Annotated in this window: 14 protein-coding genes; 6 read left to right on the forward strand and 8 right to left on the reverse strand. The window is 70.4% G+C overall.

The features are described from left to right. Nucleotides 1-39 precede the first annotated feature (39 nt). Both parC and queG read right to left on the reverse strand, forming a co-directional pair. A complete protein-coding gene (gene parC / locus SPK54_RS06085; protein ID WP_330947034.1) occupies nucleotides 40-2289 on the reverse strand; it encodes a DNA topoisomerase IV subunit A in 2250 nt (749 codons plus the stop codon). A 44-nt stretch (nucleotides 2290-2333) separates the two neighbouring features. Beyond that, nucleotides 2334-3389 (reverse strand): tRNA epoxyqueuosine(34) reductase QueG, encoded by a 1056-nt coding sequence (gene queG, locus SPK54_RS06090; protein WP_330947035.1) that lies wholly within the window; start codon nucleotides 3387-3389, stop codon nucleotides 2334-2336. Between the two features lie 37 nt (nucleotides 3390-3426). Between queG and SPK54_RS06095 the strand changes: the two genes are divergently transcribed. The 6 genes from SPK54_RS06095 to SPK54_RS06120 all read left to right on the forward strand — a co-directional run bounded on the left by SPK54_RS06095 (nucleotide 3427) and on the right by SPK54_RS06120 (nucleotide 10687). Further along, nucleotides 3427-4899 (forward strand): NAD(P)H-hydrate dehydratase, encoded by a 1473-nt coding sequence (locus SPK54_RS06095; protein ID WP_330947036.1) that lies wholly within the window; start codon nucleotides 3427-3429, stop codon nucleotides 4897-4899. A gap of 4 nt (nucleotides 4900-4903) precedes the next feature. Next, nucleotides 4904-5359, forward strand: coding sequence for a tRNA (adenosine(37)-N6)-threonylcarbamoyltransferase complex ATPase subunit type 1 TsaE (gene tsaE, locus SPK54_RS06100; protein WP_330947037.1), 456 nt, complete (start codon nucleotides 4904-4906; stop codon nucleotides 5357-5359). 106 nt (nucleotides 5360-5465) lie between these two features. After that, complete coding sequence (locus tag SPK54_RS06105; protein ID WP_330947038.1) at nucleotides 5466-6941, forward strand: N-acetylmuramoyl-L-alanine amidase; 1476 nt, start codon at nucleotides 5466-5468, stop codon at nucleotides 6939-6941. 76 nt (nucleotides 6942-7017) lie between these two features. Continuing rightward, nucleotides 7018-8808 carry a DNA mismatch repair endonuclease MutL gene (gene mutL / locus SPK54_RS06110; protein WP_330947039.1) on the forward strand — a complete coding sequence of 597 codons (1791 nt, stop codon included), beginning with the start codon at nucleotides 7018-7020 and terminating at the stop codon, nucleotides 8806-8808. Continuing rightward, nucleotides 8787-9740, forward strand: a complete 954-nt coding sequence (locus tag SPK54_RS06115; RefSeq protein ID WP_330947040.1) for a DUF1684 domain-containing protein — start codon at nucleotides 8787-8789, stop codon at nucleotides 9738-9740. The genes mutL and SPK54_RS06115 overlap by 22 nt, the downstream gene beginning before the upstream one ends. Beyond that, nucleotides 9740-10687, forward strand: coding sequence for a TraB/GumN family protein (locus tag SPK54_RS06120; protein WP_330947041.1), 948 nt, complete (start codon nucleotides 9740-9742; stop codon nucleotides 10685-10687). The genes SPK54_RS06115 and SPK54_RS06120 overlap by 1 nt, the downstream gene beginning before the upstream one ends. Nucleotides 10688-10697: 10 nt before the next feature. Here SPK54_RS06120 and rnfB read toward each other — a convergent pair whose 3' ends face one another. The 6 genes from rnfB to SPK54_RS06150 form a co-directional block, all read right to left on the reverse strand. After that, complete coding sequence (gene rnfB / locus SPK54_RS06125; protein ID WP_051247235.1) at nucleotides 10698-11105, reverse strand: Rnf electron transport complex subunit RnfB; 408 nt, start codon at nucleotides 11103-11105, stop codon at nucleotides 10698-10700. A gap of 61 nt (nucleotides 11106-11166) precedes the next feature. Then, the gene (locus SPK54_RS06130; RefSeq protein WP_330947042.1) at nucleotides 11167-11577 is read right to left on the reverse strand and encodes a hemerythrin domain-containing protein; all 411 of its coding nucleotides are present in this window, start codon (nucleotides 11575-11577) and stop codon (nucleotides 11167-11169) included. Nucleotides 11578-11643: 66 nt separating this feature from the next. Next, entirely contained in the window at nucleotides 11644-13794 is a 2151-nt protein-coding gene (metG, locus tag SPK54_RS06135; RefSeq protein ID WP_330947043.1) for a methionine--tRNA ligase, read from the reverse strand. 84 nt (nucleotides 13795-13878) lie between these two features. After that, nucleotides 13879-14274 carry a DUF2147 domain-containing protein gene (locus tag SPK54_RS06140; RefSeq protein WP_330947061.1) on the reverse strand — a complete coding sequence of 132 codons (396 nt, stop codon included), beginning with the start codon at nucleotides 14272-14274 and terminating at the stop codon, nucleotides 13879-13881. A gap of 98 nt (nucleotides 14275-14372) precedes the next feature. Further along, complete coding sequence (locus SPK54_RS06145; protein WP_330947044.1) at nucleotides 14373-14807, reverse strand: DUF2147 domain-containing protein; 435 nt, start codon at nucleotides 14805-14807, stop codon at nucleotides 14373-14375. 118 nt (nucleotides 14808-14925) lie between these two features. Then, the gene (locus SPK54_RS06150; RefSeq protein ID WP_330947045.1) at nucleotides 14926-15672 is read right to left on the reverse strand and encodes a sel1 repeat family protein; all 747 of its coding nucleotides are present in this window, start codon (nucleotides 15670-15672) and stop codon (nucleotides 14926-14928) included. Nucleotides 15673-15783 lie beyond the last annotated feature (111 nt).

Here is a 15783-nt window from a genome sequence, read left to right on the forward strand (position 1 = left end):
GTTCCGGATTCATGTTCGTGATCGGCCGGAGGGCGAGCGCTACGTTTCCACCGACAGTTCATCCACCTTCTGCCACCCGCGCGGCAACAGCCCGCCGCGCGACCCGCGCGCGCCCAGGTGCGCGTCCAGGTCGCGGAACGCCAGCGTCATCGTGCGGTTGCCGGATTTGACCAGCAGCTTGCCGTTGGGCGGGACGACGGCGATGGCCACCACGTGCTCGGTGCCGCGCTTGGCCTTGGGGATCTCGATGATCTTGTTGCCTTTGCCCTTGTCCAGTTCCGGCAGCTCGGACAGCGGGAACGCCAGCACGTGGCCGGCGCTGGTGACGGCGACGATGCGGTCGGCAGCCACGTCGCCCACCGCCGCCGGCGACAGCACGCGTCCGCCCTCCGGCAGCGACAGCAGCGCCTTGCCGGCCTTGTTGCGGCTGGTCAGGTTCTCGAAGCGGGTGACGAAGCCGTAGCCGTGGCTGGAGGCGATCACCAGCCGGTCGTCGTTGCCGCCGCTGGCCAACGCCTCGAAGGTGGCGCCCGCTGCCGGCGCGAAGCGCCCGGTCAGCGGCTCGCCGTTGCCGCGCGCGCTGGGCAGGGTGTGCACGGCCGTCGAGTAGCTGCGCCCGGTGGAATCGAGGAAGGCCACCTGCTGGGTGCTGCGCGAGCGCACCGCGGCCAGCAGCCGGTCGCCCTCGCGGTAGGACAGGCCGGCGGCGTCGATGTCGTGGCCCTTGGCGGCGCGCACCCAACCCTTCTCGCTGACCACCACGGTCATCGGCTCGCTGGCCACCAGCTCGGTCTCGTCCAGCGCCTGCGCGGCCTGGCGCGCCACCAGCGGGCTGCGGCGGGCGTCGCCGAATTTCTTCGCGTCGGCCAGCAGTTCGTCCTTGATCAGCTTCTTCAGCTTGGCCTTGCTGTCCAGCAAGGCCAGCAGCTTCTCGCGCTCGGCGGCCAGTTCGTCCTGCTCGCCGCGGATCTTCATTTCCTCCAGCCGCGCCAGCTGCTTGAGCCTGGTGTCGAGGATGTAGTCGGCCTGGTCCTCGGACAGCTTGAAGCGCGCCATCAGCACCGCCTTCGGCTCGTCCTCGGTGCGGATGATGCGGATGACCTCGTCCAGGTTGAGGAAGGCCACCAGCAGGCCTTCCAGCAGGTGCAGGCGGCGCTCCACCTTCTCCAGCCGGTGCTTGAGCCGGCGGGTGACGGTGGTCTGGCGGAAGCTCAGCCATTCCGACAGCAGCATCTTCAGGTTCTTCACCTGCGGGCGGCCGTCCAGCCCGATCACGTTCATGTTGACCCGGAAGCTCTTCTCCAGGTCGGTGGTGGCGAACAGGTGGCCCATCAGCTGTTCGGCGTCGACCCGGTTGCTGCGCGGGATCAGCACGATGCGGGTGGGGTTGGCGTGGTCGGACTCGTCGCGGATGTCCTCCAGCCACGGCAGTTTCTTGGCCCGCATCTGCGCGGCGATCTGCTCGATCACCTTGCTCGGGCTGACCTGGTGCGGCAGCTCGGTGATGACGATGTTGGCGTGTTCGCGCACGAACACGGCGCGGGCGCGCACGCTGCCGGTGCCGGTCTCGTACATCGCCAGCAGGTCCGACGGCGCGGTGATGATCTCCGCCGCGGTGGGGTAGTCCGGCCCGCGCACGTGCTCGCACAGGTCGCGCACGGTCGCGTCGGGGTCGTCCAGCAGGCGCACGCAGGCGCTGACGAGTTCGTTGAGGTTGTGCGGCGGCAGGTCGGTGGCCATGCCCACGGCGATGCCGGTGGTGCCGTTCAGCAGCAGGTGCGGCAGTCGCGCCGGCATCCAGCTGGGTTCCTCCAGCGTGCCGTCGAAGTTCGGGGTCCAGTCCACGGTGCCCTGGCCGAGTTCGCCCAGCAGCACTTCGGCGATCGGCGAGAGCTTGGATTCGGTGTAGCGCATCGCCGCGAACGACTTGGGGTCGTCGCTGGAGCCGAAGTTGCCCTGGCCCTCGATCAGCGGGTAGCGCCACGAGAACGGCTGCGCCATCAGCACCATCGCCTCGTAGCAGGCGGAGTCGCCGTGCGGGTGGTATTTGCCGATCACGTCGCCCACGGTGCGGGCGGATTTCTTCGGCTTGGCGGCGGCGTTCAGGCCCAGCTCGCTCATCGCGTAGATGATGCGGCGCTGCACCGGCTTGAGGCCGTCGCCGATGAACGGCAGGGCGCGGTCCAGCACCACGTACATGGAGTAGTCGAGGTAGGCGCGCTCGGCGTATTCGCGCAGGGGGATCTGTTCGAAACCGTGGAAGGTGGAGCGGAGGAGATCGTCGGTCATCCGCGCATTCTAAGGCCAGCGCGAGGGTGGCCGGCGGGCCCTGCTCAGGCCGCGCCGTGCCGCCGCAGCGCCCATTCCACGTGCTCGCGCACGACGGGCGAAGGATGGTGGCGGCGGGTTGCCAGCGCCGCCAGCACCTCCGGCGTGGTTGGCGCGTTGCCGAGGGCAATCGCGATGTTGCGCAGCCAGCGCTCGTGCCCGCTGCGGCGGATCGCGCTGCCCTCGCTGCGGCGCAGGAATTCGTCTTCCTCCCAGGCGAACAGCTCGGCCAGGCTGGCCTTGTCCAAGTCGTTGCGGGCGCGGAAATCCGGTTCGTCGCTGCGCTTGGCGAACTTGTTCCACGGGCAGACCAGTTGGCAGTCGTCGCAGCCGTAGATGCGGTTGCCCATCAGCGGGCGCAGCTCCTCGTCGATGCTGCCTTCGTGTTCGATGGTGAGGTAGGAAATGCAGCGTCGTGCGTCCAATCGGTAGGGCGCGGTGATCGCGCCGGTCGGGCAGACGTCGATGCAGCGGGTGCAGCTGCCGCAATGGGCGGTGGCCGACGGATCGATGGGCAGGGGGATGTCGACGAACAGTTCGCCGAGGAAGAACCAGCTGCCGCCGTCCTTGTCGATCAGGCAGGTGTGCTTGCCGATCCAGCCGAGCCCGGCGTTGCGCGCCAGCGCGCGCTCCAGCACCGGCGCGGAATCGGTGAAGGCGCGGTGGCCGAACGGGCCGATCTCAGCCTGCACCACTTCGGCCAGTCTTTGCAGGCGGTTGCGCATCAGCTTGTGGTAGTCGCGGCCCAGCGCGTAGCGGGCCACATAGGCGCGCTCGTGTTCGCGCAGGTTGGCCCAGGCGGCATCCGGGTCCTTGCCGTAGTCCAGCCCCACCGAGATCACCCGGATCGTGCCGGGCAGCAGTTCCGCCGGGCGCGCGCGCAGCGCGCCGTGGCGCGCCATCCACTCCATCGAGCCATGCAGCTGCTGGGACAGCCAGTCGAGCAGGTGCGCCTCGTCCTGCTTGAGCTCCACCCCCGTGATGCCCACCCGCTGGAAGCCGGCGGCGTGCGCAAGCGCGCGGATGCGCTCGGCAAGCGCGTTGTAGTCGGGCGTGGACATGGCGCAAATTATAGGTTCGCATCCGGGAACCGCCGCCATGCATGCTCCGCTGCCGCTGTTCGACCCTGCCGCGCTGCGTGCGCTGGAAGCGCGAGGCACCGCCCTGTGCGATGGCGACGCGTTCGCGCTGATGGCGCGCGCCGGGCAGGCGGGCTGGCGCTGCGCGCTCAAGCACTGGCCGCGGGCGATGCGGATCGTGGTCGCCTGCGGGCCGGGCAACAACGGCGGCGACGGCTACGTGTTGGCCCGGCATGCGCATGAGGCGGGGCGCGCGGTGCGCGTGCTGCGCCTGGGTGAACCCGTCAGCGAGCTGGCGCGGCGCGCCTGCGCGGACTTCCTCGCGGCCGGGGGAATCATCGGCAATGCGCTGGGCGATGCCGAGCTGATCGTCGATGCCCTGTTCGGCATCGGCCTGACGCGGGCGCCGGACCCCACCGCAACCGCGCTGATCGACGCCATCAACGCGCATCCGGCGCCGGTGCTGGCGCTGGACGTGCCCACCGGCATCGATGCCAGCACCGGCAGCGCGCCGGGCGCTGCGGTGGATGCCGACTGCACGCTGCAGTTCCTCGCCCGCCATCGCGGCCTGCGCACCGGCGTCGCGCTGGACCACTGCGGCGAACTGGAGCTGGCGACGCTGGAACTGCCGGCGTCCGTGTTCGATGGCATCGCCCCGGCCGCGCTGGCGTACCGCGCCGATGCGCTGGCCGGTTTCTTCCCGCTGCGCCCGCGCGATGGCCACAAGGGCCGCAACGGCCACGTGCTGTGCATCGGCGGCGATGCCGGCAGCGGCGGCGCGATCCTGCTGGCGGCGCAGGCGGCGCTGCGCAGCGGAGCGGGCCTGATCAGCGTTGCGACGCGCGAGGCGCACGTGCCGGCATTGCTGGCGCGCTGCCCGGAGGCGATGGTGCATGCGGTGGAGGGCACGGCGGAACTGGTGCCGCTGCTGGAGCGCGCCGACGTGCTGGCGCTAGGCCCGGGCCTGGGGCAGGACGAATGGGGGCGCGCCGTGTTCCATGCGGCGATGGCCTGCGGCAAGCCGCGCGTGCTGGACGCCGATGCGCTCAATCTGCTGGCGGGTACCGGCATGCCGCTGCGCGCGGACGATATCGCCACCCCGCATCCGGGGGAGGCTGCGCGCCTGCTTGGTTGCGCTATCGCCGACGTGCAGCGCGACCGGTTTGGCGCTGCCGCGGCGCTGCAGCAGCGGGTGGGCTGCGCCGTGGTGCTGAAGGGCGCGGGCAGCCTGGTGCAGGCAGCGGCCCAGCCACCGGCGGTGATCTGCGCCGGCAATCCCGGCATGGGCACCGGCGGCATGGGCGACGTGCTGACGGGTGTGGTTGCGGCACTGCGCGGGCAGGGGTTCGATGCGCACGCGGCAGCGGTGGCCGGCGCGCTGCTGCACGCCGCTGCGGGCGACGCGGCCGCGCGCGAGGACGGCGAGCGCGGGCTGCTGCCCTCCGACCTGCTGCCATGGTTGCGCAGGCTGGCCAATCCGGTGCGACGATAGCGGGATGCCCGATTTCCTTCTTCCCGATGCGGCCGCCACCGAAACACTGGGCGCGCGGCTGGCGCAGACCCTGCCCGAGCGCGCGGTGATCCAGCTGCACGGCGACCTCGGCGCCGGCAAGTCCACCCTGGCGCGCGCGCTGCTGCGTGCGCTCGGGGTCGCCGGCACCATCCGCAGTCCCACCTACACGCTGGTCGAGCAGTACGCGCTGCCCGCTGGCGGGCTGGCGCTGCATCTGGATCTGTACCGGATCGGCCATCCCGGCGAGCTGGAGTTCCTCGGCCTCGACCCGGCCGAAGCCAGGCTGTGCCTGGTGGAGTGGCCGGAACGCGGGCAGGGTGCGCTGCCGCCGGCGGACTTGGACATCGCGCTGGCGGTGGAAGGCGACGGCCGTCGCTGCCGGTTGGTGGCGCGGAGTCCGGCCGGCCGGCGATGGCTGGCGGCAATCGGCATGGCATGAAGTTGCGGGTGCAAGCTCTGCACCGATTGAGGAAAGTCTTGCAGGTTGCGGATTATTCAGGGAAAAATGCTTGCGTCCGTCGTCGACAGGTGCTTAACTCCCGGCCATGCGTCCTCAGGGGAACCGCCGCAATCGCGTCCCGCCGGCAGCCATGCTGCTGGTCGCGCTCGGCTGCTTCCAGGCAAACGCTTCTGAAATCAAGCAGTTGCGCATCGAAACCGGGGCCACCGGGACGCGCGCCGAACTGCATCTGGACAAGGCCGGCGACTACCGGCTGATTCCGCTTTCCAATCCCGAGCGGCTGGCGGTGGACTTTCCCGCCAGCCATCTGGCGCGCGGTCTGGCGCTGCCGGCGGCCGCTGGCATGGTCAAGGCCGTGCGCACCGGGCAGCCGGTACCGGGCACGGTGCGGGTGGTGTTCGATCTGGCCGGCAAGGTCAAGGCGATTCCGACCACCCTGGATGCCGGCGCGTCCGGCACCGTGCTGGTGCTGGAATGGCCGGGCGATCCGGCGCCGGCGACCGCAGCGGCCGCGCCTGCCGCGTCCGCCGCGTCCGCCGCCGCCGCGAAGGAGAAGCCTGACCTGGCAGGCCCGTCCCCGACCGGGGGTACGGCTGCCGCTGCCGACCCCATTGCCGCGTTTGCCACTGCCGCGACGCCGGCGCAGGGCGCACCCGCCCAGCCCCCGGTTGCCGCGACGCCCGCGCCGACGCCTGCTGTCACGCCTTCCACACAGCAGGCCGCGCCGGATGCGCCGCCCGCGCGCAGCCTGCCGCAGGCCGGCACCCGCCCGCTGGTGGTCGCCATCGACGCCGGCCACGGCGGCCAGGATCCCGGCGCGCACGGCCCCAACGGCACCCGCGAAAAGGACATCACCCTTGCCATTGCCCGCGAGCTGGCGCGGCAGGTCAACGCCACCCCGGGGCTGAAGGCCTTCCTGACCCGCGACAGCGACGTCTACATCCCGCTCAACCTGCGCGCGCGGCGCGCCAGCGCCAACCGCGCCGACATCTTCCTGTCGATCCATGCCGATGCCGCCGAGAACCGCGGCGCGCGCGGGTCGTCGGTGTACGTGCTGTCCACCCGCGGCGCGTCCTCGCAGCGCGCGCGCTGGCTGGCCGACAAGGAGAACGCGGCCGACATCATCGGCGGCGAGCGCGTGCGCGTGGCCGACAACACCCTCACCTCGGTGCTGCTGGACCTCACCCAGAGCGGCAACATGAAGGCCTCCGAGGACGCCGCCGAACACGTGCTGGGGGGCCTGAAGCGGGTCGGCAACAACCACAAGCCGGATGTCGAGCGGGCCAACTTCGCGGTGCTGCGCACCTCCGACAAGATGCCGGCGATGCTGGTGGAAACCGCCTTCATCTCCAATCCGGACGAAGAAAAGCGGCTGGCCGATCCCGCCTTCCAGCGCACCCTGGCCAACGCGATCCTGGACGGCATCGACCGCTATTTTTCGCGCCAACCGCCGCCCGGCACCCTGTATGCGGCGCGCGCGCAGGCCAACCAGTCGGCGCAGCTGCCGTCGTCCGGGCGGACGATGGACATCGCCTCGGTGGGCGCCGGCGGCAGTCCCTGACGCGGCGACGGCCGACGTTCCCGATGCGTTCCGCCGCGCAACGGATACGCCGCGCGTGGCCGGCTAGAATCTCCGGGTGAGCATCCGCCAACTCCCCGATACCCTCATCAACCAGATCGCCGCCGGCGAAGTGGTGGAACGCCCCGCCTCCGTGGTCAAGGAGCTGGTCGAGAACGCCCTCGACGCCGGCGCGAAGCGCATCGATATCGATCTCGAAGAAGGCGGCATCCGCCTGATCCGCATCCGCGACGACGGCGGCGGCATCGCGCCCGCCGAACTGCCGCTGGCGGTCAGCCGCCACGCCACCAGCAAGATCGCCTCCATCGATGATCTTGAAGCCGTGGCCACGCTGGGCTTCCGCGGCGAGGCGCTGCCGTCGGTGGCCTCGGTCAGTCGCTTCCGGCTGGCCTCGCGCAAACGCGATGCCGAGCACGGCGCCGAGTTGCGCATCGACGGCGGCAGGCTGGGCGAGGTCGCGCCGCAGGCGCATCCGCAAGGCACCACGGTGGAAGTGCGCGACCTGTTCTTCAACGTGCCGGCGCGGCGCAAGTTCCTGCGCGCGGAGCGCACCGAGTTGTCGCACATCGAGGAATGGCTGCGCACGCTGGCGTTGGCGCGGCCCGACGTGGAAATCCGGGTCAGCCACAACGGCAAGCCGTCGCGGCGCTGGAAGGGCGAAGGACACTTGCTCAGCGACGTGCGCCTGCATGAGGCGCTGGGCGAGGAATTCTCCCGCAATGCGTTGCGCGTCGACCATGCCGGCGCCGGCATGCGCCTGCACGGCTGGATCGCCCAGCCGGCCTACAACCGCGCCAGTGCCGACCAGCAGTACCTCTACGTCAACGGCCGCAGCGTGCGCGACCGCAACATCGCCCACGCGGTGCGGCAGGCGTACAGCGACGTGCTGTTCCACGGGCGTCATCCGGCCTACGTGCTGTTCCTCGAGCTCGATCCGCGCGGTGTCGACGTCAACGTGCACCCGGCCAAGCACGAGGTGCGCTTCCGCGAGTCGCGGCTCGTGCATGACTTCGTCTACCGCACCCTGCACACCGCGCTGGCGGACACCCGCGCCGGCGGCATGGCCGCGCCCACGCCGCCGATGGCCGGTGCCGCCGCGGAGATGCCACGCTGGTCGATGCCGGCCGCACCGCAGCAGCAGGCCATGGGCCTCCGCGTGGGCGATGCGCCCGCCGCGTATGCCGCGCTGTACGCGCCGCGCGAGGACACAGGGGCCGTATCGATGACGCCCCCGATGCCGATGCCGGACGACGCGCCCGGCGGCATGCCGCCGCTGGGCTTCGCCGTCGCCCAGCTGCACGGCATCTACATCCTGGCCGAGAACGCCGACGGCCTCATCGTCGTCGACATGCACGCTGCGCACGAGCGTATCGGCTACGAGAAGCTGAAAGCCGCGCATGACGGCGCCGGCCTGCGCACGCAGCCGCTGCTGGTGCCCAGCAGCCTCGCGGTGTCCGAGCGCGAGGCCGACATCGCCGAGCGCGAGGCCGACACGTTGGCGCAGCTGGGCTTCGAGGTGCAGCGCAGCGGCCCGCAGTCGCTGCTGCTGCGCAGCGTGCCGGCGCTGCTGGCGCACGGCGACGTGGAGGCGCTGCTGCGCGACGTGCTCACCGACCTGCGCGAACACGGCAATACCCGCCGGGTGGCCGAGACCCGCGACGAACTGCTGGCCACCATGGCCTGCCACGGCGCGGTGCGTGCCAACCGCCGCTTGAGCATTCCCGAGATGAACGCCCTGCTCCGCGAGATGGAGGCCACAGAGCGCTCCGGCCAATGCAACCACGGCCGTCCCACCTGGACGCGCTTCTCGCTGGCGGAGATGGACAAATGGTTCCTGCGCGGACGCTGACCCTGCTGGCTGCCGCCGCACTGGCGATGGCCGCCTGCAGCCGTGACGCCGCGCCCAGCGCGGCGCAGGAAGCCGCGAAGGCGAAGGCCGCGGCCGCGTTCGCGGCGTCCGAACGGACATGGCGCGCGCAGCGTCTGGCGGAACTGACCAAGCCGGATGGCTGGGCCAGCCTGGTCGGCCTGCACTGGCTGGACCGCGGCAGCCATCGCGTCGGCAGCGCCGCCGACAACGGCGTCCGCCTGTCGATGGGGCCGCCGCATCTGGGCGTGTTCAGCGTGCGCGACGGCAAGGTGCGCTTCGCCGCGGACGCCGCGGTGACCGTCGATGGCGCGACCAGCAGGGGCGGGCGGCTGCGCACCGACGCCGATGCCGCCGGCCCCAGCGTGATCGCGTTCGACGACGGCAAGGGGCTGGCCACGGTAATCTCGCGCGGCGGCCGGCTGGCGCTGCGGGTGAAGCACGCCGATGCCGACAGCCGCGTGCACTTCACCGGCCTGCAGTACTGGCCGGGTGGCCCGCAGTGGCGGCTGCAGGCGCGTTTCGTCCCGCATCCGCCCGGCAGGACGCTGCCGATCGCCAACATCATCGGCACCACCGACGAGATCCCCAACCCCGGGGTGGTGGAGTTCACCCGCAACGGCACGCCGTACCGGCTGGAGGCGCTGGACCAGGGCGAGGGCACGCTGTTCCTGGTGTTCGCCGACCGCACCAGCGGCCACGGCAGCTACGGCGCCGGGCGCTTCATCGATGCGCCGATGCCCGATGCACGGGGCAGGCTGACGCTCGACTTCAACCGCGCCTACAACCCGCCGTGCGCATTCACCCCGTTCGCCACCTGCCCGCTGCCGCCGCCGGAAAACCGGCTGGACCTGCGGGTGGAAGCGGGCGAAAAAACCTATCGCAAACCCGAAACATCCAACGAGGACGCCTGATGAAGTTCCGCTTGCCCACTTTCCTCCTGTGCGCGCTGCTGGTGCCCGCCGCCGTGGCGGTTCAGCTCGACCAGCCTGCGCCGAAGACGCAAGCGCAGCCGCCGGCGGACGCCAAACGCCCGCTGCTGTGGAAGGTCTCCGACGCCGACAATTCCGTCTATCTGCTGGGCTCGTTCCATCTGCTCAAGGCCGACGACTACCCGCTGCCGGCGGAAGTGGATCGCGCCTTCGACGACAGCGCCTCGCTGCTGTTCGAGATCGATCCGGCGGCGATGACTGCGCCCGACTCGATGGCGGTGATGCAGAAATACATGGCCTACGAGGACGGCAAGAGCCTGAGCACCGTGCTGCCCAAGCCCACCCTGGACAAGCTGTCCACGCTGGTGTCCGCCGGCGGCGGCAGCGTGCAGGCGCTGGAGCATAGCGAGCCGTGGGCGGTGAGCCTGGGCCTGGTGCTGGGCGTGACCCGGGCGATGGGTTTCAGCCCGGAGCTGGGACTGGACCGCAAGCTGATGGCGCGCGCCAGCGACGCCGGCAAGCCGGCCGCCGGTCTGGAAACGGTGGAGGACCAGATGCGCGCGATGGATGCGGTGCCCTACGCGGAGCAAGCGCAGGGCATGGACGAGTTCCTCTCCGATCCGCAGAAGGCCATCCGCCAGATGAGCGACATGCACGCCTGGTGGCGCGCCGGCGACGTGGCGAAGCTGGACAGCGGGATGCGCGCGGAAATGGCGCAAAAGACCCCGGAGAGCTACCGCCTGCTCGACGTCGAGCGCAACCGCGCGTGGCTGCCGCAGCTGGAGAAGCGCCTGTCCGAATCGAAGAAGGACAACACGCTGGTGGTGGTGGGTTCCCTGCACCTGCTGGGCAGCGACGGGCTGGTGGAACAGCTGAAAGCGAAGGGCTACACGGTCGAGCGGATCTGCGACAGCTGCAGGACGGACTGAGTCACCGGCGCTACACGCCGGCCTGCATCACGATGCAATCCACCGGGCAGGCCGGCACGCACAGTTCGCAGCCGGTGCACAGCGCGTCCAGCACGGTGTGCATGTGCTTGGGGCCGCCAAGGATGGCGTCCACCGGGCAGGCCTGGATGCACTTGGTGCAGCCGATGCAGTCGGCTTCGATGATGAAGGCCAGTTCGCCGGGCTTGTGCATGCCGCGATTGCGATCATAGGGCCGCGGCGCGACGCCCAGCACCGCAGCCAGCGCACGCGCGCCGGCATCGCCGCCGGGCGGGCAATGGTCGATGCCGGCTTCACCGCGGGCCATCGCCTCGGCGTAGGGGCGGCAACCGTCGAAGCCGCACTGCCCACACTGGGTCTGCGGCAGCAGGCGGTCTAGGCGTTCGACGAGATCGGTCATGGTGCGCTGCCGTTGCCTGGCGCGGGCCAAGCGGCGCGGTGGCGCGCGCAGGCCGGATCGTTCACAGCGACTCGGCGAGAGGCAGCAGCTCGCGGTCCTCGTGCTGGATGCGCGCATGCAGCGCATCCAGCAGGCAGGCGGCTTCTTCCCGGAAGCGCTCGGGCTCGGCGCCGATCCGTATGGTCGTGTCCCAGCGCGCGGCGAAGTCCTCATAGGCCGCTGCCAGCCCGCCCATCTCGTGCTGGAAGCGCTTGCCGATGACGGCGACCTGCGCATCGCTGGCGTTGGCCAGTGCCGGGTACAACATGCGGTCCTCGATCGCCAGGTGCAGCTTGATCGTGGCGCTGAGCTTGCGTAGCTCCACGAAGAGGGCATCGGCGCTCTCCGCAACGCCCGTCGCCAGCAGCCGGCGCAGCTCGTCCATGCTGGCGTAGAGGGCTTCGTGGTCGCTCCTGATGCTGCTGGTGTTCATCGATCTTTCAAAGGGCGAAACCGGTGCGTGGAAGTATGGACCTTCACAGTGAGTCCGGTGTTGCGCTCAGCGCACCGGCATCCCGGGTTGCGCACCTGCATCGGCGTCCAGCAGCGCAAGCGCGCCGCCGTCGAAACCGGCGGACAGGATCATCCCCTCGCTGATGCCGAAACGCATCTTGCGCGGGGCCAGGTTGGCGATGAACACCACGCTGCGGCCCACGAGCTTTTCCGGCTCGCCGTAGCTGCCGCGGATGCCCGAGAAGATCTGCCGTTGGCCGAGCTCGCCGGCGTCCAGCAGGAAGCGCAGCAGCTTGTCGCTGCCCTCGACGAACCCGCATTCCAGCACCTTGCCGATGCGCAGGTCGAGCTTGGCGAAGTCGTCGATGCCGATGGTGGTCGTTTCGCCGCCCGCCTTGGTCTCCGGCTTGGCCTCGGGCTTGGCCGGCTTCTCCGCCGCCTTGGCCGGCGCGGAAGGGGTCGGGGCCGGAGCGGCGAGGGTGTCCTTGCTGGCGTCGATCATGGCCTGGATGTGCTTCGGGTCGATGCGGGTGAACAGCGGCGAATAGGGGTTGAGCGTGCGGCCCCATAGCGCCACGGCGCGGTCGCTGCCGGTGTCCGCCTGCAGCTCCGTGCCCAGGTAGGCCTCGATGGCGGCGGCGGTGCGCGGCAGGATCGGCTTCAGCGCGGCGGCGATGTCGGCGAAGGCCTGCAGCGCGGTGGACAGCACCAGCTGCAGGTCGTCGCGGCGCGCGGCGTCCTTGGCCAGCGCCCACGGCGCGGTGCGGGCGATGTATTCGTTGGCCAGGTCGGCCGCCGCCATCGCGTTGCGGGTCACCGCCGCGGGGTTGTCCTGTGCGTAGAGGTCGGCGGACAGCCGGGTCAGGGCGCGCACGCCATCGAGCAGGCGCCGCGCTTCGTCCAGCCAGCCGTCGCTCAGGCCGGCGGGCTGCGCGGCCGCCGCCCACGGCGAGCCGCCGGCGGTGTTGCCGAAGTGGGTTTCCAGCAGCCTGGCGCTGCGGCTGGCCAGGTTGACGAACTTGCCGACCACGTCGCTGTTGACGCGCGCCACGAAGTCGGACAGGTTGAGGTCCAGGTCGTCCACGCCGCCGGAGGTCTTGCAGGCGAAGTAGTAGCGCAGCGCCTCCGGGTCCAGCCCGGCGTCCAGATAGGTGCGCGCCATCACGAAGGTGCCGCGCGACTTGCTCATCTTGGCGCCGTCCACGGTCAGGTAGCCGTTGACGTGCAGCCGGTCGGGCTTGCGCAGGCCGTTGCCCTCCAGCACGGCCGGCCAGAACAGGCCGTGGAAGTTGACGATGTCCTTGCCGATGAAGTGGTGCAGCTCCGAGCCATCGCCCGGTTGCAGCAGCGCCTGCATGCGGGCCTCGTCGAAGCCGGCGGCCTTGCCGCTGCGGGCCAGCGCCAGCAGGCTGGAGAAATAGCCGATGGGGGCGTCCAGCCAGACGTAGAAGTACTTGCCCGGGTGGCCGGGGATCTCGAAGCCGAAGTAGGGCGCGTCGCGGGAGATGTCCCAGTCGCGCAGGCCGCCTTCGCCGTTGATCCACTCGCCCAGCTTGGCCTTCACGCCCGGCACGGCGACGTCGCCCTGCAGCCAGTCGCGCAGCACCTCGGTGTACTGGCCCAGCTTGAAGAAGAAGTGCTCGGAGGCCCGCAGTTCGGGCGTTGCGCCGGACACCACCGAGCGCGGGTCGATCAGGTCGGTGGGGTTGTAGGTGGCGCCGCAGACCTCGCAGTTGTCGCCGTATTGGTCGGGCGCCTTGCAGGTCGGGCAGGTGCCTTTCACGTAGCGGTCCGGCAGGAACATCTGCCTGGCCGGGTCGTACAGCTGCTCGATCGAGCGCCGCTCGATGCTGCCGCGCGCGTCCAGCGCCGCGTAGAAGCGCTCGGTCAGCTGGCGGTTCTCGTCGGAATGGGTGGAGTGGTACCAGTCGAAGGCTACGCCGAAGTCGGCGAAGTCGCGCTCGTGGCCGGCCTGGATCGCGGCGATGAAGGCCTCCGGCGTGGTGCCGGCCTTCTCGGCCGCCAGCATGATCGGGGTGCCGTGGGTGTCGTCGGCGCAGACGAAGTGCACTTCGCCGCCGGCCATGCGCCGCGCCCGCACCCAGATGTCGGCCTGGATGTAGCCCACCAGGTGGCCCAGGTGCAGCGGGCCGTTGGCGTAGGGCAGGGCATTGGTGACAAGCGCGGGACGGGGCATGGGCGTGGCATTGCGGGGGGACCCGCGATTATCGCATGCGTGCCGCGGCGCCCGGCCCGCCCGCGCGGGGCGACGGGCGGTAAGTTATTCGCGGCGCCAGACCTGCTGCCGGCAGAGGAACGCGATGCAGCCGGACATGCCGAGCGCGCGGCCGCCATCCAGCAGTGCGAGCTTGGCGCGGTAGTCCTTGCCGTTCTCGGGGTCGAGCACGCGCCCGCCCGACCAGCCGCCATCCCCGTCGGGGCGCAGGCCCCACAGGATCACCAGCCCGCGGATCGGCTTGCCGTGCAGCGGGCCCTTGCAGGCCTTGCAAGGCGGGTTCGGGCCATCCTTCAGGTCGAGGATCTCGACTACCCGGCCAGCGACGCTGCCGTCGCGAGCGCGATAAATCTCCACCACCGACTTGGGCTTGCCGGTGGCATCGTCGATGGTCTTCCAGCGGCCCAGCGGGGCGTCCTGCGCGGGGACGCCCGCCGCCATCGCCAGCAGCAGCCCGGCGACGGCGCTGCGCCCGAACCCGCGCGCCGCGGTGCGCGCGGCCCATGACAGCAGCCGCGCGACGATGGCCGGGGAAGGGATCAATCCACCCGTTCCCAGGTGGCGGTGCGGCAGATGAAGGCCACGCAGCCCTTCACTTCCAGCTTCTTGCCGCCGTCCACCAGCTTGATCGACTTGGCGGTGAAACTGCGGTCTTCCGACGGCTTGTAACCGTTGCCGCCGCCCCAGGTCCCGTCCTTGTTGGCCTTCAGGTTCCACAGGGTGACGATGCCGACCATCGGCTTGTTCTGGTGCTGCCCACTGCAGGTGGTGCAGGTGGCGGGAACGCCCACCGCTTCCACGATCTTCGCTGCCAGGGTGCCGTTCTTGGCCTCGTAGATTTCCGAGATCGTCATGACCTTGCCGGTCTTGTCGTCCAGGGTCTTCCACTTGCCGACCGGCGAGGTGGCGGAGTGCTGAGCGGTCGCCGCGAACGACAGCGACGCCAGCGCCGCTGCCAGGATCATCTTGCGCATGTACCTTCCCTCCCGGGGATCAGCGGGGCGCGACACGCCCCTCCCGCGCTTTATAACCCATCCGGACGGGTATGGAACAGGCGTGGCCCGGCGTTTGCCAGCACAGCTGCGCCTGGCTTCAGGGTTTGTCCTGCGTGGCGGGTTTCCCGGCTTCGGGTTTGGCCTGCGGCTCCACCCGTTCGACGTCACCCACCGTCACCTGGCCCACCTTCAGGTCCACCCAATAGGTGTCCTGCCACTCGCGATACTGCTTCGGATCCCAGAACTGCGGGTCGTAGAAGCGGGTGGCGTCGATGCTTCCGTACCCGGGCACGATGATCTGGACCGAGCTGCTCATCGAACCGACGCGGCTTCCCGTCATCTTCGCGCGCTCGCGCCTGAGGGCCGCAGCCAGCCTCGGCTCCGCCGCTTCGTCGGCGTACTCGCGATGGATCTCGCGTGCTGCGGCCAATGCGCGCTTGCGCTCCGCTGCGCTCAGGGTGTTCCAGTAGTAGTCCCGCTTGCGCGAGAAGAAGTCATAGCCGCGTTCGGCGGCGAGGTCCATCCAGACCAGCCCCAGCGCCCGGTCCTGGGCCACGCCCATGCCGTCCCAGTACATCTCGCCGACCACCGCCTGGGACGGTTTGTCGGCATACCAGGCCGCGCGCTTGAACTGTTCGATCGCCTCGGTGAAGGCTTTCCGGGAGTAGGCCTCCAGCCCGGAGTTGCGGTAGCGCAGGTCGGGATGGCCTTCGAGGAAGCCCCCGGCGATCAGGGTGTCGTCTGCAAGCGGATCTGCGGTGGCGGGTTTGGCCGGCTGTTGCGCGATGGCATGTGCCGGCGCCAGCAGGACGAAGGCCAGGAAAAGCACAAGGCGGTTCTGCATCATTGGTGAGCCCGGGAAGTCTGGGTGACAGCTTGGCGCACCCGAAAGCGTGTGGGAACCAGCCAAAGTCACGGCAGGCAAAAAGAAGAGCCCGGCTTGCGCCGGGCTCCA

This window comes from Thermomonas sp. LB-4 (assembly GCF_036409385.1).
Classification (GTDB): Bacteria; Pseudomonadota; Gammaproteobacteria; order Xanthomonadales; family Xanthomonadaceae; genus Thermomonas.